The organism is Centipeda sp. (in: firmicutes) (assembly GCF_057271695.1).
The window spans coordinates 12,508-39,234 of the sequence record NZ_DBHIVL010000014.1 but is presented as its reverse complement, the minus strand read 5'-3'; the positions used below and the strand labels follow the sequence as shown (position 1 = coordinate 39,234).

25 protein-coding genes and 1 pseudogene are annotated in these 26,727 nt (G+C 59.0%); 20 read left to right on the top strand and 6 right to left on the bottom strand.

Annotated elements, in window-relative coordinates; genetic code table 11:
- Positions 1–269: pseudogene (locus ACO6BQ_RS03850) on the top strand (autotransporter outer membrane beta-barrel domain-containing protein); the annotation flags it as partial.
- Between the two features lie 195 nt (positions 270–464).
- Here ACO6BQ_RS03850 and serC read toward each other — a convergent pair.
- The 5 genes from serC to ACO6BQ_RS03825 form a co-directional block, all read right to left on the bottom strand.
- Positions 465–1,550, bottom strand: coding sequence for a 3-phosphoserine/phosphohydroxythreonine transaminase (serC, locus tag ACO6BQ_RS03845; RefSeq protein ID WP_489119598.1), 1,086 nt, complete (start codon positions 1,548–1,550; stop codon positions 465–467).
- Positions 1,551–1,576: 26 nt separating this feature from the next.
- Positions 1,577–2,893 (bottom strand): hemolysin family protein, encoded by a 1,317-nt coding sequence (locus tag ACO6BQ_RS03840; protein WP_489119597.1) that lies wholly within the window; start codon positions 2,891–2,893, stop codon positions 1,577–1,579.
- A gap of 282 nt (positions 2,894–3,175) precedes the next feature.
- Positions 3,176–4,825 carry a DUF3329 domain-containing protein gene (locus tag ACO6BQ_RS03835; RefSeq protein WP_489119596.1) on the bottom strand — a complete coding sequence of 550 codons (1,650 nt, stop codon included), beginning with the start codon at positions 4,823–4,825 and terminating at the stop codon, positions 3,176–3,178.
- Positions 4,825–5,790: a glycosyltransferase family 2 protein gene (locus tag ACO6BQ_RS03830; protein ID WP_489119595.1), complete on the bottom strand. Its 966-nt coding sequence runs from the start codon at positions 5,788–5,790 to the stop codon at positions 4,825–4,827. The genes ACO6BQ_RS03835 and ACO6BQ_RS03830 overlap by 1 nt, the downstream gene beginning before the upstream one ends.
- Positions 5,791–5,799: 9 nt before the next feature.
- Positions 5,800–6,645 (bottom strand): ChbG/HpnK family deacetylase, encoded by an 846-nt coding sequence (locus ACO6BQ_RS03825; protein ID WP_489119594.1) that lies wholly within the window; start codon positions 6,643–6,645, stop codon positions 5,800–5,802.
- A gap of 284 nt (positions 6,646–6,929) precedes the next feature.
- On the opposite strand from ACO6BQ_RS03825, the gene ACO6BQ_RS03820 reads away from it, so the two are divergent.
- From ACO6BQ_RS03820 to ACO6BQ_RS03795, 6 genes are all read left to right on the top strand, one after another.
- On the top strand, positions 6,930–7,718 hold the full coding sequence (locus ACO6BQ_RS03820) for a molybdopterin-binding protein (RefSeq protein WP_489119593.1): 789 nt from the start codon (positions 6,930–6,932) through the stop codon (positions 7,716–7,718).
- Positions 7,719–9,104 carry an SGNH/GDSL hydrolase family protein gene (locus ACO6BQ_RS03815; protein ID WP_489119592.1) on the top strand — a complete coding sequence of 462 codons (1,386 nt, stop codon included), beginning with the start codon at positions 7,719–7,721 and terminating at the stop codon, positions 9,102–9,104. It begins immediately after the preceding gene.
- A gap of 190 nt (positions 9,105–9,294) precedes the next feature.
- Complete coding sequence (locus ACO6BQ_RS03810; RefSeq protein WP_489119591.1) at positions 9,295–9,981, top strand: hypothetical protein; 687 nt, start codon at positions 9,295–9,297, stop codon at positions 9,979–9,981.
- Positions 9,982–10,000: 19 nt separating this feature from the next.
- The gene (locus ACO6BQ_RS03805) at positions 10,001–10,417 is read left to right on the top strand and encodes a bacteriohemerythrin (protein WP_489119590.1); all 417 of its coding nucleotides are present in this window, start codon (positions 10,001–10,003) and stop codon (positions 10,415–10,417) included.
- A 143-nt stretch (positions 10,418–10,560) separates the two neighbouring features.
- Positions 10,561–10,968 carry a bacteriohemerythrin gene (locus tag ACO6BQ_RS03800; protein WP_489119589.1) on the top strand — a complete coding sequence of 136 codons (408 nt, stop codon included), beginning with the start codon at positions 10,561–10,563 and terminating at the stop codon, positions 10,966–10,968.
- A gap of 382 nt (positions 10,969–11,350) precedes the next feature.
- The gene (locus ACO6BQ_RS03795; protein WP_489119588.1) at positions 11,351–11,686 is read left to right on the top strand and encodes a hypothetical protein; all 336 of its coding nucleotides are present in this window, start codon (positions 11,351–11,353) and stop codon (positions 11,684–11,686) included.
- Positions 11,687–11,935: 249 nt separating this feature from the next.
- On the opposite strand, the gene ACO6BQ_RS03790 is transcribed toward ACO6BQ_RS03795, so the two are convergent.
- On the bottom strand, positions 11,936–12,166 hold the full coding sequence (locus tag ACO6BQ_RS03790) for a DUF7737 domain-containing protein (RefSeq protein WP_489119587.1): 231 nt from the start codon (positions 12,164–12,166) through the stop codon (positions 11,936–11,938).
- 611 nt (positions 12,167–12,777) lie between these two features.
- On the opposite strand from ACO6BQ_RS03790, the gene ACO6BQ_RS03785 reads away from it, so the two are divergent.
- The 13 genes from ACO6BQ_RS03785 to ACO6BQ_RS03725 all read left to right on the top strand — a co-directional run bounded on the left by ACO6BQ_RS03785 (position 12,778) and on the right by ACO6BQ_RS03725 (position 26,723).
- Complete coding sequence (locus ACO6BQ_RS03785; RefSeq protein WP_489119586.1) at positions 12,778–16,473, top strand: nitrate reductase subunit alpha; 3,696 nt, start codon at positions 12,778–12,780, stop codon at positions 16,471–16,473.
- Positions 16,463–17,884 carry a nitrate reductase subunit beta gene (narH, locus tag ACO6BQ_RS03780; protein ID WP_489119585.1) on the top strand — a complete coding sequence of 474 codons (1,422 nt, stop codon included), beginning with the start codon at positions 16,463–16,465 and terminating at the stop codon, positions 17,882–17,884. The genes ACO6BQ_RS03785 and narH overlap by 11 nt, the downstream gene beginning before the upstream one ends.
- On the top strand, positions 17,884–18,414 hold the full coding sequence (narJ, locus tag ACO6BQ_RS03775; RefSeq protein WP_489119584.1) for a nitrate reductase molybdenum cofactor assembly chaperone: 531 nt from the start codon (positions 17,884–17,886) through the stop codon (positions 18,412–18,414). The genes narH and narJ overlap by 1 nt, the downstream gene beginning before the upstream one ends.
- A complete protein-coding gene (gene narI, locus ACO6BQ_RS03770) occupies positions 18,414–19,079 on the top strand; it encodes a respiratory nitrate reductase subunit gamma (RefSeq protein WP_185980382.1) in 666 nt (221 codons plus the stop codon). The genes narJ and narI overlap by 1 nt, the downstream gene beginning before the upstream one ends.
- A gap of 106 nt (positions 19,080–19,185) precedes the next feature.
- Positions 19,186–19,530, top strand: coding sequence for a type II toxin-antitoxin system RelE/ParE family toxin (locus ACO6BQ_RS03765; RefSeq protein ID WP_489119583.1), 345 nt, complete (start codon positions 19,186–19,188; stop codon positions 19,528–19,530).
- Entirely contained in the window at positions 19,527–19,715 is a 189-nt protein-coding gene (locus ACO6BQ_RS03760; protein WP_199820978.1) for a hypothetical protein, read from the top strand. The genes ACO6BQ_RS03765 and ACO6BQ_RS03760 overlap by 4 nt, the downstream gene beginning before the upstream one ends.
- Before the next feature lie 29 nt (positions 19,716–19,744).
- A complete protein-coding gene (locus tag ACO6BQ_RS03755) occupies positions 19,745–20,038 on the top strand; it encodes a hypothetical protein (protein WP_489119582.1) in 294 nt (97 codons plus the stop codon).
- A gap of 40 nt (positions 20,039–20,078) precedes the next feature.
- Positions 20,079–21,506: a glycoside hydrolase family 1 protein gene (locus ACO6BQ_RS03750; RefSeq protein ID WP_489119581.1), complete on the top strand. Its 1,428-nt coding sequence runs from the start codon at positions 20,079–20,081 to the stop codon at positions 21,504–21,506.
- Between the two features lie 136 nt (positions 21,507–21,642).
- Positions 21,643–23,022, top strand: a complete 1,380-nt coding sequence (locus tag ACO6BQ_RS03745; RefSeq protein WP_489119580.1) for a DUF389 domain-containing protein — start codon at positions 21,643–21,645, stop codon at positions 23,020–23,022.
- Positions 23,023–23,220: 198 nt separating this feature from the next.
- On the top strand, positions 23,221–24,498 hold the full coding sequence (locus ACO6BQ_RS03740; protein ID WP_489119579.1) for an ArsB/NhaD family transporter: 1,278 nt from the start codon (positions 23,221–23,223) through the stop codon (positions 24,496–24,498).
- A gap of 286 nt (positions 24,499–24,784) precedes the next feature.
- Complete coding sequence (locus ACO6BQ_RS03735) at positions 24,785–25,363, top strand: Maf family protein (protein WP_489119578.1); 579 nt, start codon at positions 24,785–24,787, stop codon at positions 25,361–25,363.
- A complete protein-coding gene (gene radC / locus ACO6BQ_RS03730) occupies positions 25,350–26,027 on the top strand; it encodes a RadC family protein (RefSeq protein ID WP_489119577.1) in 678 nt (225 codons plus the stop codon). The genes ACO6BQ_RS03735 and radC overlap by 14 nt, the downstream gene beginning before the upstream one ends.
- A gap of 312 nt (positions 26,028–26,339) precedes the next feature.
- On the top strand, positions 26,340–26,723 hold the full coding sequence (locus ACO6BQ_RS03725) for a universal stress protein (RefSeq protein ID WP_489119576.1): 384 nt from the start codon (positions 26,340–26,342) through the stop codon (positions 26,721–26,723).
- The last annotated feature ends 4 nt before the right edge of the window (positions 26,724–26,727 follow it).

Genomic DNA, 26,727 nt, shown 5'->3' with positions numbered 1-26,727 from the left:
TTGGCTTCACATACACGCACAAGGACAGTGCAAAGAGCGAAGTCTATGCGGGGCTCGCGTGGGAGTACGAGCTCAGCGGCAAAGCGGGCGCGTCGTACGAGGGATTTGATGTCCCGGGCCCGTCGCTGCGCGGCGGGAGTGCGATGATCGAGGCGGGCTATCGCTTCGCTCCGCCGGGCAGCCGCTTCTCGTACGAACTGCACTTGACGGGCTGGCAGGGCAAGCGTTACGGCTATACCGGCAGCGCGCACGGCTACTGGGCGTTCTGACCGATGCTCCATGTGCGTTGAAGTCTGCGCCAATCTGACGGACTTCATTTTATCAGCGATTCCCTAAAATCCTTGCGAAGAAGTTGTCAACTTTATTTATACAACATCATTATCGTCAAAATAGCACTTTGGCGAGTATTTCCAAACGCACAAAAGCGCGGCGTGTCGGCCGCGCTTTTGTGTGTGCAATCAAAATCAGTGTTTCTTACGGAACTCTGCCATAAAGTCTGCGAGCTTCTCGACCCCTGCGAGCGGCATGGCGTTGTAGATGGAGGCACGCATACCGCCGACGCTGCGGTGTCCCTTGATACCTGCAAGTCCCTGTTCTTTGGCAGCGGCGACGAAATCCTTTTCGAGGGATTCGCTCGGCAGTCGGAAGGTGACGTTCATGCGCGAGCGGCTGTCCTTCTCTGCGTGCCCGCGATAGAATCCGCCCGATGCGTCGATGGCATCGTAGAGGAGGGCGGCTTTCTGCGCATTCGCCTCGCCCATTGCAGCGAGCCCGCCGTGTTCCTTGATCCAGCGGACGGTTTTGCCGACCATGTAGATGGCGAAGACGGGCGGGGTGTTGTAGAGGGAGTCGTTCTTTTGGAAGGTGCTGTAGCGCAGCATGGTCGGGAGCTCGGCGGGGCTGCTTTCGAGGAGTTTCTTCTTTGCGACGTTGAGGACGACGCCCGCAGGACCGAGGTTTTTCTGCACGCCCGCATAGATGAAGTCATAGCTGCCGAAGTCCCATGGACGCGAGAGGATGTCGGAGGACATATCGGCAAAGAGGGGGACGCCGTTCGTCTGCGGTGTGTAGTGGTACTCGGTGCCGTAGATGGTGTTGTTGAGGCAGAGGTGGAGGTAGGCGGCATCGGGGGCGATGTTCAGCTCGTCCTGACGCGGGACGCGGACGTAGTTCTCCTCCTTCGTCGATGCGGCGACGGTGCCGACACCGAGTTTGACGGCCTCCTCGTATGCCTTTTGGGAGAAGCTGCCCGAGAGCATATAGCTGCCGGGGTGTGACTCGGTGGCGAAGTTCAGCGGGATGAGTGCGAAGGTCTGGCTCGCGCCACCGGCGGTGAAGACGACGTCGTAGTCGTCGCCGAGCCCCATGAGCTCCTTGATGTCCGCCTTTGTCTGCCGGTGGACTTCGTCGTAGGCGGGGGCGCGGTGGCTGATCTCAAGGATGGACATGCCTGTGCCGCGAAAGTTCAGGAGCTCTGCCTGTACCTCTCTCAGAACGTCCTCGGGCAGGACGGCGGGGCCGGGGTTGAAGTTGTAGATGCGTTCGTTCATGGTGTTTCTCCCTCTATGTTGTTCCTTTATTCTTCGGGTGGTGCTTCCGTCCGCGTCATGCGGATCTGGGCGACGCGTGCGCGATCCATGCGGAGCACCTCAAAAGTGTACGCGTCCCATACGCAGGTCTCGCCGACCTTGGGGATGCGGCCGATCTGGGCGGTGACGAAGCCGCCGAGGGTGTGGAAATGGTCGTGATCCTCATCGGGGAGCTCGCCTGTGCCAAACTCCTCTTTGAATTCGTCGATGGGAAAGAGGCCGTCAAAGACCCAGTTCGCCGTCTCCTCTGCGCCCGTGCGTGTGCTGGCGGGTGCATCGTCGTCCGCGCTGCCGATGATTTCCTCCATGATGTCGTCCATGGTGATGAAACCGACGACACCACCGTACTCGTCGAGGACGACCGCTTCGTGGATTGCACCCGTACGGAATTTTTCGAGGACGCGCAGTCCCTCCATCGTGCGTGGGACGAAGAGTGGCTTGCGGATGTAGTCGGCGAGGTTGAGTTCCGCGCCGCCCAAGACGGCGTCAAGCAGTTCCTTGACGTAGACGACCCCGCGAAAATCGTCGAGGTTCTCGTATGCGACGGGGAATACGTCGTGTTCTGCGCCGCGAATGACGCGAAGCTGCTCCGCGCGGGATTCCGCGAGGTCGATCCACGCGATCTGTGTGCGTGGGGTCATGAGGGCGGAGGCGGTCTGGTCGCTCATGTGGAAGATGCGGTCGACCATGTCCTGCTCCGCCTTTTCAAATGTGCCGTCCTCCGTGCCCTGCTCCATGAGATCCTTGACCGCGTCCTCCGTGGCGGAGGCACGGCTCTCGGGGCTGATACCGACGAGGAGCAGAAGCCCGCGTGAGACAGAGACGAGTGCCGCGCTCGGCAATGCCGTGAGCCGTGTGACCAGACGAATGCTGCGGTGGCTGCGCATGAGGATACCCTCGGGGTTCTGCAGGGCAATCTGCTTGGGCAGGAAGTCGCCGAAGAGCAGGGTGAGCGCGGTCATGACGAGGATGCTGAGCACGAGGGCGGCAGCAAAGACCTCCATGCCGGGGAGGAGCTTTGCGAGAAACCTGCCGAAGGTCGGCGCGACGAGGAGGCCGATGCCAAGCCCCATGAGGAGACTGGTGCAGGTGACACCCGCCTGCGCCATGGCAAGAGGCGGCGCAGGGTGCTCCAGCAGGGAAAGTGCCTGTGCTGCTTCCTTGTCGCCGCCCTCGGCAAGACGTTCGAGCCGCCCGCGATGGGAGGCGGTGAGCGCGGTCTCGACCTGCGCGAAGTAGGCGTTCGCCGAGAGGCAGACGATGAGCAGGATGAGTGCGAAAAGATCGGATAGGGAACTGTCCAAGGATGTATGCAGCTCCTTTCAAATAATGATCGTGTTTTTGGGAGCGTTTCTTGACGGGCTTACTCCACGCGAACGCTTAGTTGCGCAAGTGATCGCGTGCTTGTTCGCCTAAATACCGGCGCACTTCTTAAACGCGCTTCGCTTGAACGAAAGAAGTACGCCGGGGGCGAGTCGCACGCTTTACGCACTTGCTTCACTAGGGTTCGCTTAGGAGTATCGTCCGTCTGTGAAACGCATGTCGAGAGATGGTGTAAAACATTGTAGCACAGACGCGGCGAAATGTCATTTTTTCACCACGACATCCGTCAGACCGAAGTACTCCATCGCGCCTTCCTTTGTGACGTTGTTGTCCCAGTCCTCGTAGTAGACGTGGCGCAGGGCACGGTTCATGTTCGTGATGGGGGCGAAATGTACCACCGTCTCTCCGCGTGCGCGGGCATCTTCGATCTGTGCGATGCGTGCCGCATCCGCCGCGTGCATCTCCTGCGTGATGAGGAGTGCCGCCGTGCCTGTGTAGGCGAAGATGAGGAGGGCGGCAGCACAGAGCGTGCGCCGTGCGGCAGTGCCGAGTGCCGTCATGACGGCAGAATCACCGAGAAGGGCGAGTGCCGCCGCAACGAACATCGCCGCAGAGCTGAAGGTCGCACGCCCCGGGAAGGTGGGCGCGGCGAGCATCACGAGGTTGTTGCAGACGGCGAGCCCCATGAGGAATGCCGCATAGCGTGCGGCGGGATGGCGGCGCAGTACCGCAGACATGGGGACGCATTCTGCCGCCGTGCGGACGGCGGAGGCGGTCAGTCCGAGCTGCCGCTTGATACGTGCATAAAAAAGAAGGATCGCGAACCAGTAGATTGCCATCTCCTCGAAGCCGTTCATGAGATTCGTAAAAAGGTGAATGGTCTCCGGCTTGGTATGACCGAGCGGGGTGAGAATGCCGCCGATGACGGCATCACGGATGCCCGCTGCGACCCACCCACCCGTGAAATAGGAGAGGACGAGCAGGACGAGGACGGCGGCGAGCACCATCGTTCCCACCCCCATGCGCTCGACGGGAGCAGCATCCATGTGTGCCTCTGCACGGCGATAGAGCCGCCACGCGGTCAGGATGAGCAGCAGAACGGGCAGGAGATAGAGCAGCATCTCGCCCTGCCCCGCGAACTGATTGCCAATGTGGGCGAGGATTCCCTTGTCCGCCCCCTGCACATCGTAGCGGACGTAGTTGCCGGGCGCGGCGACGAGCCCGATGAGCCCTGTGAGCGCACCCAGCGCACCCGCGAGCATCCATGCGGGGAGAAAGCCGTGTCGCTTCCGCAGATATAGAGCTGTGCCAAATGCCGTAACAACGACCGTCACGGCGAGATTTTCGATCGACCAGCCCGCGAGAATGCCGAGCAGGAACATCGGGAGAATCGCCCCTGTGCGTCGCCCACTCCTCTCCGTCGCAGCGTTTTTCAGCGCGAGATTGTACGGCAGGAGAAAGAGGAAGGCGGGCACTGCCGACCAGAGATAGACGGTCGAGCCGCTCTTCCAGACTGCGACCTCGCCGAAGTGCGGGAGGGAGAGCCAGAGGAGGAGCCCCGCCGTCGCAAACAGCCCCGGCGCGTGCCGGAATGTGAGCGCACGCCGCGCGTGCATCGTCACGAGTACGACGAGCGCGAGGAACATGAGTGCGTTTGCGATGTCAAACGCCGTTTTCCCGAGCCAGAGGAAGATCTGCAGACAGAACACCGTCACCGTGCGCCCTCCGTGGAGCAGATAGTGCTGTACGCCGGACACCGCGACATCCGAGAGCGATGTGAGGTGTGCGCCCGTCTTCCACACCATCGCGTAGTCATAGTCGTCGCGGTGAATGGGCATCCAGTGATTCAGCGCAAGCATAAATGCAAACATTGCCGTCGCCGCTAATCCCGTGCGTAGGACATCCGCACGCATTACCGCACCTCCCTGTCATTTCGTGCATAGTCAAATTTTTCCCCGTCCCGCTCGTCGATGAGATACGACGGCCGCTGTTTGCTCTCCGTGAAGACGCGTCCGAGATACTCGCCGATGATGCCGAGCGAGAGCAGCTGCACGCCGCCGAGAAAGAGCAGCACCGTCATGAGCGTCGGATAGCCCGCGACGGGGTCGCCGTAGACGAGCGCGTCCACGAGCACGACGAGCATATAGCAGAGCGCGAGTGCCGAGACCATCAGCCCGAGCACCGTCGTCAGGCGCAGCGGTGCGGTGGTAAATGAGGTGATGCCCTCGATCGCCAGAGACAGCAGCGCGGGATAACTCCACGTCGTGCTGCCCGCCGCCCGCGGCTGCACCTGAAACGGAATCTCCTTTTTCTTGAAGCCGACCCATGTGAAAAGCCCCTTCGTAAACCGCTGATTCTCGCGCAGAAGGCGCAGTGCCGCCACGCAGCGATGGTCGAGCAGGCGAAAATCGCCCACATCACGTTGGAGCGCGAAGCGGCTGACCGCCTGCATCGAGCGGTAGAACAGGTTTGCCATCGTGCGCTTGAACCATGTTTCGTCCGTGCGGTCCGTGCGTTTGCCGCAGACATCGTCGTAGCCCGCGCGCCAATGCGCGACCATCTCAGGGATGAGTGCGGGCGGGTGCTGGAGATCGGCGTCCATCAGGATGACCGCGTCCCCGTCCGCGTAGTCCAGCCCTGCCATCATCGCGGGCTCTTTGCCAAAATTGCGCGTAAAGCTGATGTAGCGGACGTTCGCGTGCGCCTCTGCGAGTGCGCGAATCTCCGCGAGGGTGTGGTCACGGCTGCCATCGTCGATAAAGAGATAGGAAAACGAGCAGTCCGCAATCCCCGCCGTCGCCGCAGTCACCTCGTCGTAGAAATGCCCGATGACCTCCGCCTCGTTATAGCAGGGGACGATGATGGTGATCTTGTCCATGCGTCCCTCCTAGTTTCCATAGATGCGAAAATTGACGATCTCCGCGCCCGCTGCGGTGAGCGCATCGCGTACGGTGGGGGCGCAGAGGGCGGAAAGCTCCGCCTCGAAATCGTGATCCCAGAGGCAGTCACGGATCAGTACAGCATTGTCCGTGCCGGGGTGGAGCATCACCTCGGTTACACCGTCTCTGAGCGAAGATGCAACCTGCGTGAGCGTTGCTGTATCGACCGCCTCGCCCGCGACGATGCCGGCGAAGTGATCGGGTACGCGGATGCTGCATCGCTGCGCTTTTGCCGCCGCGCGGCGGGCGAGCACGGCAAGCCCCGTGCGTCCGATGAGCTGTCCGATGCCGCCGAAGCTCCCTGCAAAGAGCGGCGCACGCGGTGCACGCATCGCGGGGATGCCTGCCGCACGACAGAGATCGAGTGCAATGCCCAAGACCCCCGGCAGGACGTGCATATGCTGGTGACTGTCTGCGTGCGTCGGATGAATCCCCGCCGCCTCGACGCGCCGCAGCTGCGCGGCGAGCTCCGCACGCACCTCGCTGAGGTTGACCGCCCCGCGCAGAAGCCGCACGGCAAATGCCGTGTGATCGTCCACGAAGACCCCCGCCTCCGTCACGAGCGACGGGATCTCAGCGGGCGGCAGAACGGGGGTGCCGTTCACGAGCGTCAGGTGGATGCCGACGCCGAGTGCGGGCGTACGTGCGGCAAGTGCCGCCGCATCGTCGAATGCCGTGCCGCCGGGCATCAGTGTCGCCGAGCGCAGAATGCCATCCGCGACACCGCGCTCGACCGCGCGGTTGATGAGCGTGTGCCGTCCGAAATCGTCCGCATTCAGAATGATTTGTTTCAACGTAGTTCTTCCCCTATGTTTTCAGTATCGCGTGGTATTCTATCATAACGTATCATTAGAATGGAGTTTTGTCAAAAGTAATGATAACAGGTGGCTGTGATAAAAGTTACGGAAGAATGCGGACAGCGATTCCTTAATAAAAAAATCGAGGTGTTTGCGTGGAGCACCCATAAGGATGTGGTCTTCATAAATATTTTCGACAAAAAACATGAAATTACCTTTTCTATATAGGACTTTTATAGTAAAATACTGTAGAAGTCCTATCGGTTACAAAGGAGTATTACATGATCGTTGAAATCATCAGTGTAGGCACGGAGCTGCTCATGGGCAGCATCGTCAACACGAATGCACAGCACATCGCGCGTGCGCTCGCGCACATGGGACTGGATGCATACTATCAGACCGTCGTCGGCGACAATCCGGAGCGGCTGCGCGCCGCGCTCGACATCGCATACACGCGCGCAGACTGCGTCATCACCACGGGCGGGCTTGGCCCGACGAAGGACGACCTGACGAAGGAAATGCTCATCTCCTACTTCGGCTGCACACCCGTCGAGGACATGGAGGCACTGCGTCGTCTGGAGGAACGTGCGGCAAAGCGCGGTGTCGCTCTCACGGAGAGTATGCGCAAGCAGGCGACCGTCCCCTCGGGTGCAACGGTGCTCCAGAATGACCACGGCACTGCGCCCGGCATCATCATCGAGAAGGACGGCCGCGCGTGCATCATGCTCCCCGGCCCGCCGAAGGAGATGAGACCGATGTTCGAGACGGCGTGCGACGTGTTCCTGCGCGGGAAAAGTGACAAGGTTTTTGTCTCCATGAACATCAAGCTCTACTCCATGGCGGAAAAGGGGCTGCCCGTTGGTGAGTCGCCCGTTGCCGATCGCCTCGGTGCACTCGTGGACGGCGAGAACCCCTCCGTTGCGACCTACGCGAAGGAGGACGGCTGTCTCGTGCGCGTCACGGCGGCGGCACCGACCGCAGAGGAGGCACGCACACTGCTCGCCCCGACCCTTGCGGCGACGCGCGAAGCCATCGGCGAAGAGTACATTCGGACGATGGACGAGGACTAAATGCAGGTGGGAATGTTCCGGCGGAGCATCGGGGGACTTCTTGCCGTTTGTATGGTGCTGAGTTCCGTACCCGCAGGTGCGGCGAAACAAGCTGCGCCGCGCCACGCGTCGCAGAAGAACACAGGAGGAGCGGAGCGTGCCATGAAGGAGATCACGGCGCAGACGGAGCGCGTGCATCCTGCAGAGGCGCAGCAGGAGGAGCAACTCTCCTCCGTTCTCCTGCACTGGCAGCCCGTTCCTGCGGCGGTGCGCTATGCCGTGCGGGTTCTGCGGGCGGATGCACACGGGAAAATGAAGACACTGGGCACGATGAACCGCGTCTATACGACGGGGCTTCATGTGCCGCTCGTCTCGTATGGCGGTGCAGACGGCCTCTACTGGACGGTGCAGCCGCTCGGCTACGACGGCACGCCGATCGCGGCAGAGTCCGCACCGCGTCCCGTCGGCAGTGAGACGGCGAACCCCGCCGCACCCGTATTGACGACGAAGTTCGGCGATATGGCGTATGCACCGCTCTATCCCGTCTATGCGTGGATTCCGCTGAGCGGACAGAAGCATCACGAGGTCGAGGTCTATCGCCGCGCGGGTGGGCGCGACATCTATCTCCATACGCTGCAGGCGGGCGAGTACGATGTCTACGATGACGAGCCGTTTACGCAGGCGGGGACGTATTTCTTCCGCGTGCGCGGAACAACGGAGGCGGGGACGCCGATCTCGGAGTGGTCGGCGGCGGGGCCGTTCACGGTTGCCGACCGCACGCCGATTGCCGCACTCGGGGACAGCATTACGCACGGCGGCGGCGCGATTACTGTATCGCCCGCCGACACCCTTTACAACTGGGAGAGTTACTGCAGCGTTCCTGTGAAAAATCTCGGACACAGCGGAGATACGACGGCGGCGATGCTCGCGCGGTTCGAGCGCGACGTCCTGCCCTTTTCGCCGCGCGTCCTCATCATCATGGGAGGAGTCAACGATTACCGCGTCGGCATCTACGGCGCAGAGAGCGTGCGCAATCTCGCCGCCCTGCGCGAGAAATGCAGGGCACATGGCATTACGCCGATCTTTCTGACGGCAACCCCCATCCGCCCGACGATGATGGCCGCACGCATGACGATCACGACACCGCCGTCCGATTGGTGGGCGCATCGCGACTACATCAACAAATGGGTCATGGAGCAGGAGCACAGCCTCGACGTCTCCACCGTTCTCGCGGATGCGGGCGGTGAGCTCGAGGCGGAGTACACGACCGACGGCCTGCACCCCGATCTTATGGGCAAGAAGTACATTGGCGAGCACGTCGATGCGTATCTGCGCACGCATTTTGCATATGTCGCACAGCAGGCGGAACGGCACGTGCGCATCCTGAGAGAAGAAAGGAATCGCTGATAAAATGAAGTCTGTCAGATTGGCGTAGATTTTTCGTCCGAACAAGGAGGCAAACCGGACGCATAGCGAGGGCTATGTGGAGGATTCTAGGGCACAGTGCGGGCAAAAAAGATGCGTCAAGATGGCAGTGCTGAATTTATCAGTGCTTCCTGAAGTCCGCGCTTCCTAAAGAGTAACGGGAGGGAGATCTATGCCTCGTAGCCTGCGCCTCGGCGCGATTCTGTTTCTTGCCGCCGCCCTCATTGGCGGCGCGTACACGGGCTACTGCTATCATCGTGACCGCACGCCCGAGGCGGCACTCCATCAGATTGCGCGTGCCGTCCTCACCGAGGATCGGAAGCTCTTTGACGAATACGTCGATGAGGATGCCGTGCTCACCACCATGCACGAAGATGTGAGTACACTTCTCGCGGACAACATCGCCGCGCTCCACGAGCGTCATCCGCACGACTGGTTCTTCCGTCACGACAGTGCCTTTATGCGGGACTACATGGCGGATCATCGTACGGAGTACATCGATATGGCACGCATGGTGCTGACCTACTACTTCGACGCGGAGCGCGTGCCCGTGACGAAGGCGGAGGGCAATGCGCGCTGGGGCTCGGATGAACTGCGTGCCTTTGCCGCGCACTATAGCGTCAGCATGGAGCCGGCTGTGCTTTCGGGCGACCGTGCGGCCATCGTCTGCATCGTGCGCGGTGACGACAGTGCCTATGGACGGCTTCTGCCCGAGGGCTCTCTTACGATGGAGCTTGCGCGGCAGGAGAACGGGCACTGGAAGCTCGTGCGCATCTGCACGGATCCCGTGCGCGAACACGGTTTTTATTCGTTTGTCGATGCGGCGGAGCGATATTGGGAACTTCAAGGTTGGAACTGACTGAAGGGAGAAAGACAGTATGAAATATGAACTTACCAAGGAATATTTGACAGGCATTGATATGATTGACCAGGAGCATGGCAAACTCTTTGACCTGGCGAACGAGTGCTATGAACTTGTGATGGACGATGAGGCGATTGACCGCTTCGACAAGATCGTTGAGCTTCTCGAGGAACTGCGCAGCTATGCGGCGACGCATTTTGCCCACGAGGAAGAGTACATGGAGCGCATCCAATACGAGCGGCGTTTCAGCGAGCGGTATCAGCATCTGCGCTTCATCCAGAAACTCAGTGAGATCGACCTTGACGATATCGATGAAAACCAGCAGGAGCATCTGCTCGGCATCCTTGACTTCCTCGCACGCTGGCTCTACGGACACATCAAGGTCATGGATTGCCGTATTCCAAAGGAAGAGGATGCTGGTACGACAAAATAAAGGAAGAGCACAGTCCGGCACGCAGCGCCCCACGTCCCGTTGCGCGGGGCGTGGGCAGCTGCGACGGAAGGCGCACCGGAAGACTGCCTGCTGAAACATTATGGCGATCCGAGACGGGACGAGGGAAAGCGAGCCGAAATACCATGAAGTATATGTTCACCGAGGATTACTTGACCGGGATAGCGACCGTGGACGCGCAGCACGGCAAACTGTTCGATCTCGCGAACGAGTGCTACGAACTCGTGATGGAGAGCGAGGCGGCGGATAAATATGACAAGATCGTTGCCATCATACAAGAGCTTGCGGCATATGCCGGAACGCATTTCGAGAGCGAGGAGGCGTATGCCACGCGTGTCGGTGACCCGCACCGCTTCAGTCATCGTGCGCTGCACCTGCGCTTTATGAAAAAGGTCGGCGAGATCGACTTGGAGACCGTCGATGAGAACCAGCAGGAATATCTGCTGAACATCCTCGATTTCCTTGCGCGTTGGCTTTACGAGCACATCAAGGGGCGCGACTGCAAGCTCCCGCACGAAGACGGTGTGCAGTGAACGGCACTGCACGGAAAAGCATTCACAAAAACACCCCGCAATGAGCAGCTGCGGGGTGTTTTTGCTGTGTATTATATTTTAGGAGAGCTCTGGAAACGGTATCCCTTCCACGGGATACTGCTTCAAACGAAAGCCTGTAGATAATATAGCACACAAGAGAATGAATTTCAATAGCGTTTTGAAAAATAAGAGCATATAAATTTTATATTGAAAAAATAAAAAAATGTTATTTTGGGGTAGAAAAGAGAAAATGGGAAGAAAGAACTATGTTCAAGGAGAAAGAAATTTTTTATAATAAATATGGACAAAGGAAATGTCATGGAACAAGCCGTGCAACGCAAGCGTACGGTGGAGAAACTCATAAGGAAATGAGGTGGCTGTCATGGCAGTCATATCGCTCGCAGCAGTGCTCGACGATCCGGCAAAACGGATTCCGATCCACGCGATGGTGCGTGCAGCGGCAATTTATCCCGCGAAGGATGACGATCTCATCGAGGGGATGCGTGCACAGCGGCTCGCCTATCGGGAGGAGATTCGGCAGCTGCACAGCATGGGCGGTGAGGCGTACGAGCTCGACATCGCATCGCTTGCACGTTCGCTGCGCTCGTTGGAGGAGGATATCCACAGCGACGCGACGCGTGAGCTGTTCGGCGATCCGTACATCGTCGAGCTGGGCGGACACCGTCCCGTGACCGATGCCGATGCGGCATCGGCGTAGTACGTACGGAGGACACAATTCTGAGCAACTGCATAGAACTGCAAACGAAAACCGCAGGAAGCTGAGTCGGTGGAATGACCGATTGAGTTTTCTGCGGTTTTTTTTGTGCAGGTGATTCGTCTCGCGGCGGGGGCTGTTGTACGAATCTAAAAATTTCGTACAACACCCCACCGTCAGACGATCGGATTTAGGGAATCACTGATAAAATGAAGTCTGTCAGATTGCGCAGCTGGATTTATCAGTGTTTCCTTAGCGTCGGATCTGCTCCAAGATGAACGGATCCTTGATTTTCCCGTCCTCCGCAAAGAGGATAATCTTCGATAGGATCTCTGCTGTCTTGGGATCCTCGCCGAGGAACGGCAGGAAGAGACGTCCGCGATGCTGGCTGTGGACGGGCAGGACGTTCACCATGGCGGCATCCGCGAGCTCCTCGCTCGTCAGATAGCGGGGGGCCGTTTCCCCCGACCTCCGCCCGTGCATTGAAGCGTGCGACCTCCGCCGTGACGAACGCCGTAACCAGCCCGCCGACATCGTGCACCTCCCCGATCTCGTAGGGGCGCGTTTCAATCGCATTCCTGCGCTTGCCGATGCGCTTTATATTGACTTGTACCTGCATAGCACAGCCCCTTTGTATTGTTGATTTATTCACTCTATCGTAACATTTCTTACGAGGCGGTACAATCGGGCGGATTGTCTCATACGACAGTGCTGAATTTATCAGTGCTTCCGTAAATTTCGTCCGAACCACACGCCGCCAGTATGACAGGGGAAATCCGAGAGATGCAGGAGAATCGGACGCCTGCCAAATAATTGCTTGTTCTGCACCGACGCCTCTGCATTTCTATGCGGGGGCGTTTTTCTATGCCCGAATGATTATGGCGTGTATTCTCTTTGAGGATATGCGCCTTGTTTTATGCGCTGCATGTGGGAACACACGACGATAGCCAAATCTAATCACAAGAATAGTTTTCAATTATAAAATTTTATAGAACTGTGATATTGCTCACATCCACGCCCGAAGCGGTATAGTAAGATTATATCGTATCTATAAGCCTTTTCAATGAAAGCCAACATAATGGAGGGGTGAAGGCGTGAGCAGTATCTTTCAAAAGTTCAAGTATCTGATTCCGACGTCGAAATCCGCAGACGGTCACAATGAGACGCACGAGGGCGGGCGCACATGGGAGAACATGTACCGCGACCGCTGGTCGTTCGACAAGACGGTCCGCACGACGCACGGGGTCAACTGCACGGGCTCGTGCAGCTGGAACGTCCACGTCAAGAACGGCATTGTGGCGTGGGAGAATCAGGCGACCGACTATCCGGAGACGGCGCCGGATATGCCGGACTTCGAGCCGCGCGGCTGTCCGCGCGGGACGACGTTCTCGTGGTATCTCTATAGCCCGCACCGCGTGAAGTACCCGTATATGCGCGGGGAACTCGCGGCTCTTTGGCGTGCGGCGCGTGCGGCGCATCCGAACGCGTACGAGGCATGGAAGAGCATCGCCTCCGATCCCGCAAAGAAGAAGCAGTACAAGCAGGCACGCGGTATGGGCGGCTTTGTGCGCTCGAACTGGCAGGAGGTCAGCGAGCTGATCGCCGCCTCCGTGCTCTACACGGCGTATACCTACGGATCCGACCGCATCTTCGGTTTTTCCGTCATCCCTGCAATGTCGATGCTGAGCTATGCGGCGGGCATCCGCTTCATGCAGCTCATGGGCGGCGTCGGGCTCTCGTTCTACGACTGGTACGCCGATCTGCCGCCCGCGAGCCCGCAGATCTGGGGCGAGCAGACGGATGTGCCCGAGTCGAGCGACTGGTACAACGCGGGCTACCTCATCACGTGGGGCTCGAACATCCCCATGACGCGCACGCCGGACGCGCATTTTATGGCAGAGGTGCGCTACAAGGGCACAAAGGTCGTGTCGATTGCGCCCGACTACGCCGAGTCCTCGATGTTCGCGGACACGTGGATCCCGCTCAAGGTGGGCAGCGACTCGGCGATGGCGATGGCGATGGGGCACGTCATTCTCAAAGAATACTACGTTGATCAAACAACGCCGTTCTTCCTTGAGTACACGCGGAAGTATACGGACTTCCCGTTCCTCGTGCGCATCGAGAAGAAAGCGGACGGCACGTACATCCCCGGGCGTATGCTCTCCTCGCGCGACATGGGACGCGCGGAGAAGCACGCGGACTTCCGCTACTACGTCGTAGATGACAAGACGGGCGAGATCGTCATTCCGAACGGCACGCTCGGCGAGCGTTGGTCGACGCAGGAGAAGTGGAACATCCGCGAGGAGAACCGCGACACGGGCGCGGAGATCTGCCCGCGTCTCTCCGTCTGGGACGACAAGACGGGGACGGTTGAGGTCGAGCTGCCGTACTTCGGCAACGACCGCAGGGAGCGCACACTGACGCGTGCTCTGCCTGTGCGCAGCATCAAGACGGCGGACGGCGAGGTGCTCGTCACGACGGTCTACGATCTCACGCTCGCGAACTATGCGATTGATCGCGGCATCGGCGGCGAGAGCGCAGGCTCGTACGAGGACGACACGCCGTATACGCCCGCATGGCAGGAGAAGTACACGGGCATTTCGCCCGATCTCGTCATCAAGACGGCACGCGAGATCGCGGACAACGCCATCAAGACGAACGGCAGAACCATGATCATCATGGGCGGCGGCATCAACCACTGGTTCCACGCGGACGCGGTCTACCGCACGATTATCAACCTCCTGCTCTTCACGGGCTGCGAGGGGCGCAACGGCGGCGGTTGGGCGCACTACGTCGGGCAGGAGAAGCTCCGTCCGAACGAGGGCTGGGCGCGCATCATGACGGGCACGGACTGGCAGGCACCGCCGAAGCTGCTCAACTCCACCTCGTTCTACTACTTCGCCACCGACCAGTGGCGCAGCGACGAGATCCAGACGGACGCACTGACGGCGGCGAACGAGAACGCACGCTACAATCACGCGGCGGACTATGCCGTGCTCGCGGCGCGTCTGGGCTGGGCTCCGTCCTACCCGACGTTCAACCGTGGCTCGAACGACCTCGCTGCGGATGCAAAGGCGGCGGGCTTCGAGGGCGCGGACGGTATCAAGGAATACATCGTCAAGAGCCTGAAGGACAAGAGCCTGAAGTTCGCATGGGAAGACCCCGATGCACCGGAGAATTTCCCGCGCAACCTCTTTGTCTGGCGGTGTAACCTGCTCGGCTCGTCCGCGAAAGGCAATGACTACTTCCTCAAGTATCTCCTCGGCACGGAGAACAGCATCTTCCAGGAGGAGGACTGTGCGACGCGCCCGCAGGAGGTGAAGTGGCGCGAGAAGGAGGAGCTCATGCAGCCGGGCGGCGCGCTCGAGGGCAAGCTCGACCTCCTCGTTTCGCTCGATTTCCGCATGGCGGGCAACGCGCTTTACTCCGATATCGTGCTGCCGACGGCGACATGGTACGAGAAGACCGACCTCTCCTCGACGGATATGCACCCGTTTGTCCACCCCTTCCAGCCGGCGGTCGATCCGCTCTGGGAGTCACGGACGGACTGGGACATCTACCGCACACTGGCACAGGCAGTGTCTGAGGTCGCAAAGGACGCAAAGCTCACGCCGTACACGAACATCGCTGCGACCCCGCTCGGGCACGACAGCGAGGCGGAGCTGGCGCAGCCGGACGGCATCGTGCGCGACTGGAGCAAGGGCGAGTGCGAGCCGGTCCCCGGCAAGACCATGCCCAACATTGCCTCGAACACGATTGACTACACGAAGCTCTATGAGAAGTGGATCGCGCTCGGCCCGAATGCGGGCGGCAAGACGGCGAGCCACGGCAATACGTGGGACTCGGCGGAGGACTACGAGGAGATTCGTCAGCGCAACGGTATCATTCAGAACAAGGACTATGTGTCCTACGGCTGCCCCTCGATCTACGAGGCACGTCAGGCGATCGAGGCAGTGCTCGGGCTCTCGCCGACGACCTGCGGACGCACGGCAGTCCGCGCATGGGAGGCGGTGGAGAAGCGCACGGGTCTCGACAACCTCGTGAAGCTCGCAAAGGATCGCGAGGACGAGCGGTTCACCTACGATCAGGTCATCGCGCAGCCGCGTGAGACGATCACCGCGCCGACCTTTACGGGCAGCAATCAGAACCGCCGCTATACGCCCTTTACGAACAACGTGGAGGAGCTGATCCCGTTCCGTACGCTCACGGGGCGCCAGCATTTCTACATGGATCACGAGGTCATGCGCGAGTTCGGCGAGGCACAGGCGGTCTACCGCCCGATCCTCGACTTCCGTCCGATGAACAAGTCGCTCAACGGTACGCAGAAGGAAATCACGCTGAAGTACCTCACGCCGCACAACAAGTGGAGCACGCACAGCATGTACTTCGACGCGCAGCAGATGCTCACGATGTTTCGTGGCGGACAGAGCGTCTGGATGAGCGAGAAGGATGCGGCGGAGATCGGCGTGAAGGACAACGACTGGATCGAACTGTACAACCGCAACGGTGTCGTCGCTTCGCGCGTCGTCGTCTCGCCGCGTATCCCGCACGGAGCGGTCTTTATGCACCACGCGCAGGATCGCCACATCAATGTGCCGGGCTCGAAGATCTCGGGCACGCGCGCGGGTACGCACAACACGCCGACCCACATCCACATCAAGCCCACCCACCTCATCGGCGGCTACGGGCAGCTTAGCTACGGTTTCAACTACTACGGCCCGACGGGCAATCAGCGCGACTCGTACGTTGTCGTGCGGCGCATGGAGGAGGTAGATTGGCTTGAAGATTAAAGCACAGATTGCGATGGTCATGAATCTCGACAAGTGCATCGGCTGTCATACGTGCTCCATCCTCTGCAAGAACGTCTGGACGAACCGGCGCGGCGCGGAGTATATGTATTTCAACAACGTCGAGACCAAGCCCGGCATCGGCTACCCGAAGCAGTGGGAGAATCAGGAGAAATGGAAGGGCGGCTGGGAGCTGCGTGACGGCGAGCTCGGACTCAAGACGGGCGGCATGACGACGCGTCTTGCAAAGCTGTTCTACCATCCGCAGCAGCCCGAGATGGACGACTACTACGAGCCGTGGACGTACGACTACGAGACGCTGATTCACACGAAGCGGCGCAACCATCAGCCCGTGGCGCGTCCGCGTTCGCTGATTACACAGAAGCGCATGGAGATCAAGTGGGGGCCGAACTGGGAGGACGACCTCGCCGACGGCGCGTCCGCACGCAAGGACTACAACCTCGCGAAGATCGGACAGGAGATCACGCTCGAGTTCCACGACATCTTCATGAAGCACCTGCCGCGTCTCTGCAACCACTGTCTCAACCCCGCGTGCGTTGCGGCGTGCCCCTCGGGCGCGATCTACAAGCGCGACGAGGACGGCGTGGTGCTCATCTCGCAGGACGGCTGCCGCGGCTGGCGGCACTGCGTTCCGTCGTGTCCCTATAAAAAAATCTACTACAACTGGGAGACGAACAAGGCGGAAAAATGCACGTTCTGCTTCCCGCGTCTGGAGAACGGTCTGCCGACCGTGTGCAGTGACGGCTGTGTCGGCCGTATGCGCTATATCGGTGTCCTGCTCTACGATGCGGACAAGGTCAAGGCGGCGGCATCCACTCCCGATCCGAAGGACATCTATAAGGCGTATCTCGGTGCGCTCTGCGACCCGAACGACCCTGCGGTGGTCAAGGCAGCAAAGGAGGCGGGCATCCCCGACCGCTGGATGCGTGCGGCACAGAACTCGCCCGCACACAAGCTGATCGCCGAGTGGCAGCTCGCGTTCCCGCTCCATCCGGAGTACCGCACGCTGCCGAATGTCTGGTACGTCCCGCCCCTCAGCCCGATTGCGCGGCGCGTCGAGGAGGAAGTATTCTTCCCTGGTGCGGCGGAGATGCGCATCCCTGTCGCCTACCTCGCACAGCTCCTCACGGCGGGCGACGAGGCGGCGATCGAGCGCGTGCTGCACGTCCTCCTCGAGCTGCGTGCCGTCATGCGTGCAAAGCAGACGGGCGATGCTCTGCCTGCGAATCTGACGCACGATGTGGAAACCTACGAGGCGATGTACCGTCTCCTCGGGCTTGCGAAACGCCGCGAGCGTTTCAACATCCCCGCAGGGCTTCAGGATGTGACGCATGAGAAGCTGCGCGAGCTGCAGGGCTCGGTCGGCTATGCCTGCCCCGGGGGGTGCTGCTGATGGAGACGAATCGCATACAGACACCGCTCCTCCTCACCTCCTATCTGTTCGAGTACCCCTCGGCGGATTGGTGGGAGGGCGTACCGACGCACGCGGCGGCGGTCGCGGATGTCGAGCGTCCGCAGTCGCGTGAGGTGTTCGAGGAATTCTTCGGCTACATCGGCGAGACCGAGCGGCAGGAGTTCGAGGATGCCTATGTGCGCGCCTTTGACTTTTCGCAGAACACGAACCTCTACCTCACGACGCATAACCGCACGGATTTCGGCAAGCAGTCCGAGGAGATGCTGCGCTACAAGCAGCTCTTCCTCGATGCGGGTTATGACCTCGAACGCGAACTGCCGGACTATCTGCCCGCACTCCTCGAGCTCGCGGCGGCCGTGCCCGAGCGCACGTCTCTGCACATTCTGCATGAGATTCAGCCGAAACTGGAGCTGCTGCGTGACCGTCTGATCGAGGCGAAGCTGCCCTATGCGTTTCTCCTCGATGTCGTGCTCACGGAGGCATCCGCTCTCGAAGGGAGGACAGCATGATGAAACAGTTCGCATGGGGCATACTCCCCTACATCGCGTTCACGTTCCTCATCGTGGGGACGATTGTGCGCTACACTGTCTCTGAGCGGAACTGGACGACGAAGTCGAGTCAGTTCCTCTCCAAGAGCGACCTGAAGATCGCGGGTCCCATGTTCCACCTCGGTCTCGTCATGGCATTTGGCGGACACGTCATCGGCGTGCTCATCCCGAAGTTCATGACCGAGGCGGCGGGCATCGACGAGCACCTCTACCACATGATTGCGCTCGGCGGCGGAGCACCTGCGGGTATCCTCTTCTTCGGAGGCTTTGTCCTGCTCCTCATCCGCCGTTTCGGCAAGGATCGTATGGCGGTCAACACGTCGACGATGGACAAGTGGCTCTATTTGTTCCTCTTCCTTGCGATTTTCACGGGCTGCGCGTCCACGACGCTGAACGCCGTGCAGGGCGGGTTCGACTACCGCGAGACGATTTCGCCGTGGTTCCGCTCGGTTCTCGCACTCAGCCCCGAGATCGACTACATGGAGAATGTGCCGCTCATGTTCCGTATCCATATGTTCTCGTGGATGGCAGTCGCGTTCCTCTTCCCGTTCACGCGCCTCGTCCACTGCCTCAGCGCACCCTTTGAGTACCTCGTGCGCAGCCCGATTATTTATCGGAAGAAATAAGGATATATTTGGAAGCCGTTCCCTGCGGGGGACGGTTTTGCTTTATTGCAACAGAATTGCACTCTGTGGTATAATTCCGATAGAAAGAAACACTGGGGGAATATCGATGAACATCGTCTTCTACGAGAAAGAGGATGGAACAATCCCCATCGTGGAATTCTTGGACTCCCTTGATGCGAAGATGTATGCGAAGGTTTCGCGTACCATTCGCTTACTGGAAGTGAAAGGACATCAACTTCGCGCACCGCACTCTAAGGAACTCACGGATGGGATTATGGAGCTACGCATTTCCTTTGGTGGGAATATCACACGCGTACTGTACTTTTTTATCGTTGGTGATACGGCAGTTCTGACGAATGGATTCGTCAAGAAAACGCAGCTGACCCCGCCGCAGGAAATCGCGCGTGCCAAAGAGTACCGAGAGGATTATCGAAGGAGGAATCCGTCATGATGACATTTGCGGAATACCATAAAGAAAAGATGAAGGATCCTGACTTCAAGCGTGAATACGATGCCTTGGAGGATTGGTTTCAAGAAGAACTTGCGGTGCAGGAAAAATCTGCTCCCCGTGATGCGCATACGGAAATTGTGGCGAAAGGAAAGGAAATCCGAACCGCACATGTTTCCTTTGCATAAGCTGTGGGTAGAAAGGATGAGCGTATACAATGAGTGAGGTCAAGGTGGAGGAGCTTGTGCAGACGATGAGCGCACAGCGCGCGGAGGAAATGCGTGCAGCTTTTGAGGCGGATCTTATGGCGGCATGGGAAAAGGGTAAAGCGGCCGGCAAGGCGGAGGGCATCAGCGAGGGCGAGTTCCGCGGGCGCAAGCAGGGCGTGATCCGCGTCGCGATGAACTGTCTGCGTGCGGGAATCGATATTGAGACGGCGGCAAAGGCGGCAGAACTGCCCGTGCCGATCATCCGCAAGCTCGCGCAGGACAACGGCATCGAGATTGCATAATACAGGCACGCGCCGACACCGAGCGGCAAAGGAGTACGATATGGCATTTCCGAAGGGCTTTCTCTGGGGCGGCGCGGTGGCAGCGAACCAGTGCGAGGGCGCGTACAATGCGGACGGCAAGGGGCTCGACATACAGGACATCATGCCGCGCGGCATCACGGGCGCACCGACCGAGGAGCCGACAGCGGACAATCTGAAACTCACAGCGATTGACTTCTACCATCGGTATAAGGAGGACATCGCCCTCTTTGCCGAGATGGGGTTCAAGGTCTTTCGCACGTCGATTGCGTGGAGCCGCATCTACCCGAACGGGGACGATGCCGAGTCGAACGAGGCGGGGCTGCAGTTCTATGACGATCTCTTCGACGAGTGCCGGAAATACGGCATCGAACCGCTTGTGACGATCTCGCACTACGAGACACCGCTCCACCTCACGAAAACGTACAACGGCTGGATGAGTCACGACCTCATTGGCTTCTACGAGTGCTATGTGCGGACGATTTTCACGCGCTACCGCACCAAGGTGAAATACTGGCTGACGTTCAACGAGATCAACTCCGTACTCCATGAGCCGCTGCTCTCGGGCGGGATACTGACACCGAAGTCGGAGCTGTCCCTCCAAGACCTCTATCAGGCGTGTCACCATGAGTTCGTCGCCTCGGCACTTGCGACGAAGATCGGGCATGAGATCATCCCGGAGGCACAGATCGGCTGCATGATCCTCGCGATGCCGACCTATCCGCTGACTCCCGCGCCCGACGACATGATCGCCGTCATGCGGGCGGAGCATTTCAACGACTTCTTCGGCGATATGCACGTGCGCGGCATTTACCCCGGCTATATGAAGCGCTACTTCCGCGAGAACGGCATCGAGATCCGTGCGACACAGGAGGAGCTGCAGCTGCTGCGGGAGCACACGGTGGACTTCGTCTCGTTCAGCTACTACGTCAGCATCTGCGAGGGCGTGGGCGGAACGGCGGGCGGCGGAAACCTCCTCGGCGGGAAAAAGAATCCGTATCTCAAGGCGAGTGAGTGGGGCTGGCAGATCGACCCGCAGGGACTGCGCTATGTGCTCAATCGCTATTATGACCGCTGGCAGAAGCCGCTCTTTATCGTCGAGAACGGCCTTGGGGCGAAGGATGTGCTTGTTGCGGACGGTGCGGGCGGCAGGACGGTCGCGGATGACTACCGCATCGACTATCTGAACGATCATCTCGTGCAGGTCGCGGAGGCAATCGCCGACGGCGTGCCCGTCATGGGCTATACGACGTGGGGCTGCATCGACCTTGTGAGCGCGTCCACGGCCGAGATGTCAAAACGCTACGGCTTCATCTACGTCGACCGCAATGACGATGGGACGGGGTCGCTCACGCGCTACCGCAAGAAATCGTTCGCGTGGTATAGGGATGTGATCGCGACAAACGGGGAGAGTTTGAAGCGGTGCGTTAAGGAATCGCTGATAAAATAGACCCTCCGATTGGCGCAGAACCGCAGCACGCTCGAAGTTCGAATTGTGGGCGGAACAATCGTATCGATTCATGCGCGGAGCTGACATTGGGGCGTTGCTGTACGTTTCTTTCGTGCGGCAGTGCCTTTTTTAGGAGATGTTTTGTTTGATTTTGAATCAGCTTAAAGCTTTTTTTGATTTGCGCGGCGACACTGCTTCGATCCAGGAAATTACAGAGCGAATCAACGCCGGCGTGCGATTTCGGGGGACGAATCTCAGTGTTCTGATATTGGCGATCTTCATTGCCTCCATCGGCCTCAATATGAACAGCACTGCCGTCATCATCGGCGCGATGCTGATCTCTCCGCTGATGGGGTCGATCCTTGGGGTTGGCTATGGCCTTGCTCGTTATGACGGCACATATATCCGTTCCAGCGCAGGGAGTCTGTTCGCCCAAGTGTTCATTTCGGTTGCCGCGTCGACGCTTTATTTTTCCCTCACACCGATTGATACGCCCTCGTCGGAACTGCTTGCACGGACATCGCCGACCATCTGGGATGTTTTGATCGCGGTCTTTGGCGGTCTCGCGGGCATCATCGGTGTAACCCGCAAAGAGGGCGGGAATGTCATCCCGGGGGTTGCGATTGCGACGGCTCTGATGCCTCCTCTCTGTACTGCGGGGTATGGGATTGCGACGGGCGTGACGGCGTACACCGTGGGCGCTCTCTACCTGTTCTTTATCAACAGCTTCTTTATCTGTCTAACGGCATTTGTTGTTCTCAAAATCATTGATATCCCCTCGAAGATTGCACGGGATTCTGTCGAATTTTCAAGACAGAAACGCTATTTGCTGACATTTGCCATACTTGTCACCTTGCCCAGCTGCTTCTTTGCGTATCAGAGCGTGCAGGAAAATCTGGAGAACGAGCAGGCGAAGAGATATATCGAAGAGAATTTCAAAGTGCCGCCCCGTCTGGCCATCTCCTACACGTTGGACAACGAGAAGAAAATGCTGACGGTATTTACGATTGCCGGAATACCGGAGGACGACTTGGCGGCATTGACGGAAAAGCTGCATGAAAAGAAACACCTCAGGACATTCCAGCTGGAGGTCTTTTCTGCGGAAACGGTGGAAGAGCGGGAAAAGATGGAGGCGATGATCGAGCGCAGACTCAGCGAGGTTGAAAAAAGAGGCATTCCCACCGTGCAGGAACAGCAGACCGTGACCGCACTCAAGTCTGCCCGCGAGGAAAGCGAGAAGAAGGGGACTTACATCTTGGACTGGAATCGTGAGGCGCGCATTGTATTTCCGCAAATCTCCCGCATCGCCGTCGGGAGTGTGTACGCCCCAGCCCCTGCGGCAGATAAAGCGGCTGCGCTGCATGAAACACACATCGCGTTCGTATATCTCCAAGCAGATCTGGACGACGCGTCACGCGCACGTCTGACCGAATGGGTTTCTGCCAAGGCACAGCACCGTGTAGAAGTTCACTTCCTCCCCGAAGTTCCGCCGGCAGAGGCAAAAAAGGGACTGTAATCTGTGGGTGAGCGCGCGCTATGCACATCGTGTGGGCGAATTGGGAACAATAAACGAGAATAATTGAAAACGAGATATAAAAATTGTACGCGGAAAAAAACTTGTCACTCCTTTGAACCTTGTGATAAAATGAACAAAGTCGTGCGCGGCGGTGGCTGTGATATCGCCGTGCAAATTAGTTACAAAGGAGGCGCTTAAATGGAAACGTTGGCCGCGATTATTTTTGTTGTAATGTATATGGTGATTGTCTCGGAAAAGATTCACCGCACGGTCGCTGCGATGATCGGCGCAGTGCTCATGATGCTGCTCGGCATCCTCTCGCAGGAGACGGCGTTGCATCATGTGGACTTTGAGACGCTCGGTCTGCTCGTCGGCATGATGGTGCTCGTCGGTGTGACGAAGGAGACAGGGCTGTTCGACTATGTGGCGATCAAGGCGGCAAAATCGGCGAAGGCGGAGCCGCGCCGCATCCTCGTCTATCTCTGTGTGATTACGGCGGTATTCTCCGCATTCCTCGACAACGTGACCACAGTGCTCCTCATGGTGCCTGTGACGTTCAGCATCACGAAGATTCTGAAGCTCGACCCCATGCCGTATCTCCTCACGCAGATCATTGCGTCGAACATCGGCGGCACGGCGACGCTCATCGGCGACCCGCCGAACATCATGATTGGCAGCGCGGTGAAGGAACTCACCTTCGTCATGTTCATCGAGCACCTTGCGCCGATTGCCATCATCTGTATGGTGGCGGTCATGTTCATCATGTCCGCAATCTATCGAAAGAGCCTCGTCACAACACCGGAACTGCAGGCGGAGCTGATGCAGATGGACGAGAAGGCGGCGATCACGGATCACAGCCTGCTGAAGCGTTCTCTCTTCGTTCTGGGGCTGACGATCCTCGGCTTTTTCACACACTCCTTTACGCACATAGAGTCCTCGCTCATCGCGCTCTCGGGCGGCTTCCTGCTGCTCCTTCTCGCGGGCGGCAGCGAGCACCTCGTGGAGAAGGCGATGCACTCCGTCGAGTGGCCGACGATCTTCTTCTTCATCGGTCTCTTTATCGCTGTCGGCGGGCTGATTGAGGTTGGCATCATTGCACAGCTGGCTGAAACTGCGGTAGAAGTAACCGGGGGCGACCTGACGGCGACGTCGCTGCTCATTCTCTGGATGAGTGCGATCATCTCGTCGGTGCTCGACAACATCCCGTTTGTTGCGACGATGATCCCGCTCATTCAGAACATGGGGGCAATGGGCATCACGAACCTTGAGCCGCTCTGGTGGTCGCTCGCTCTCGGTGCGTGTCTCGGCGGCAACGGTACGCTCGTCGGCGCATCGGCAAACCTCATTGTGGCGGGCATGGCGGCGGAGCGCGGCGTGCACATCAGCTTCATTCGCTACTTCAAGATCGGCTTCCCGCTCATGATTCTCACGATCGTCCTTTCGACGGTCTATGTCTATCTGCGGTATTTGTTGTAAAGGAATCGCTGATAAAATGAAGTCCTTCAGATTGGCGTAGATTTTTCGTCCGAACAAGGAGGCAAACCGGACGCAGAGTGGTGCTCTGTGGAGGATTTTCCGCCGAAGTTCGGGCAAAAAAGATGCGCTAAGATGGCGTGGCTGAATTTATCAGTGCTTCCGCAAATCATTGGCAGGAAAAAGCGCATACAAGGGCGAATCAAACAATTAAAGAAATTTGTGGAGACACCGGCACAGTTTCGGTGTCTCTTTTTGCCCCCCATCACGGGCGGCGACAGGAGGAGCTATGTTCATATTGGCATCTGCATCCCCGCGACGGCGTGCCCTCCTGCGGCAGATCGGGGCGCGGTTCGTGTCGATCACGCCCGCCGTCGATGAGGTGAGTGACGGGGTGCATCCGCGTGATGCCGTCATTCAAAATGCGCTGACGAAGGCGCGCAAGGTGGCGGAGGAGTATCCAGAGCACGCCGTGCTTGGTGCGGATACTGCTGTGGTGCTGAACGGACAGTCGTTCGGAAAGCCGAAGGATGCCGCCGAAGCACGTCATGTACTCTCCCTGCTCGAGGGGCGTCAGCATACCGTGCTCACGGGGATTGCGTGGGTTGTGGATGGCCGTGCATACACAGATGCGGCGGAGACGACCGTGCGCTTTGCTTCGATGACGGAGGGGGAGATTGCCGCCTACGTCGCCACGGGCGAGCCGATGGGGAAGGCGGGCGCATACGCGATCCAGGGGCGCGCGGCGATCTACATCGAGGAGCTGCACGGATCGTTCTCGAACGTCGTCGGGCTGCCGCTCCACGCGGTCGCAGAACTCGCGCGTGTGGCAGGCATTGCGATGGAGGACGGCGATGAATCTGCGTGATCTGCCGCACGGCGAACGCCCGCGCGAGCGTTTGATCGAACGCGGGGCAGGCGCACTGAGTGATGCGGAACTCCTCGCGATTCTCCTGCGGACGGGGCGTGCGGGGGAGAATGTGCTGGAGCTGGCACGCGGGATCGTCGCGCGTTTCCGTGAGACAGGTCTCTCCGAAATCCTTGCGATGCCCGCCGCCGAGTTTGCACGCATCCCCGGTGTCGGCACGGCAAAGGCGGCGACTGTACTCGCTGCACTTGAGCTCGGGCGGCGCGCACAACAAGCGGAGAAACACCGCCCGCGCATCCGCGAGGCACGGGATGTCTATGAGCTGCTGCACACGCGCTGTCGTGCAGAGAAGCGCGAGCACTTCATTGTCCTGCCGCTGACCTCGAAGAATGAGGTGCTGATGGTTGCGGATGTCTCCGTCGGCACGCTCACGAATACACTCGTCCATCCGCGCGAGGTGTACGAGCCGGCGATCCGTTGCGGCGCAGCGCACATCGTCCTCGCGCACAACCATCCGAGCGGCGATCCCGCGCCGAGTGCGGAGGATCATCGTCTCACGCGCCAGTTAAAGGAGGCGGGCGCACTGCTCGGCATCCCTGTGACCGATCATGTGATCCTCGGGGGCGACGCGTTCTTTAGTTTTTCCGAGGAAGGGATGCTGTAGGACGTTAAACAGGAAAGGCTCTCCTGTATGTGCGCCCCTCACGAACGCCTCGTTACGCAAGTGATCGCGTGCTTGTACGCTTAAATACCGTCGGACTTCTTAAACGCGCTTCGCTTGAACGAAAGAAATCCGACGGGGCGTACCGCACGCTTTACTCACTTGCTCCACTAGGGTTCGCTCTGGGGCTGCACTCTCCAGAGCTGTTTGTTCTGCAATACTTTTTTTCGCAGAGAGAGGATTTTATCTGTCAACCATCGAAATATACTGATACCTTAGGAAATCTTTCTTGTTAAAACGTGATTAGGAGGGATTATGATGAGTGCGATCAAAAAGATCCTCGTTCCGGTCGATGGATCGGTCAATGGCTGCAAGGCGGTTGATGAAGCACTGTTTTTCGCAGAGAAATGCGATGCCGAGCTCGACTTCGTCTACGTCGCGAGCAACATCAACAAGGACATTCCGAGCCACATCGTCTTTGACCGCATCTGGGAAAAGCTTTCGGATGAGCGGAAGGCACGCAAGCACGTCAAGAGCGGCCACATCGCGAAGAGCATTCTCGAGGTTGCGGACGAGCAGCAGAGCGACATGATCATCATGGGCAGCCGCGGGCTCGGTCTGCTGAAGGGCGTGCTCATCGGCAGCGTCAGCCAGAAGGTCATCGAGGAGGCAAAGATCCCCGTCATGGTGGTTAAATAGGCGG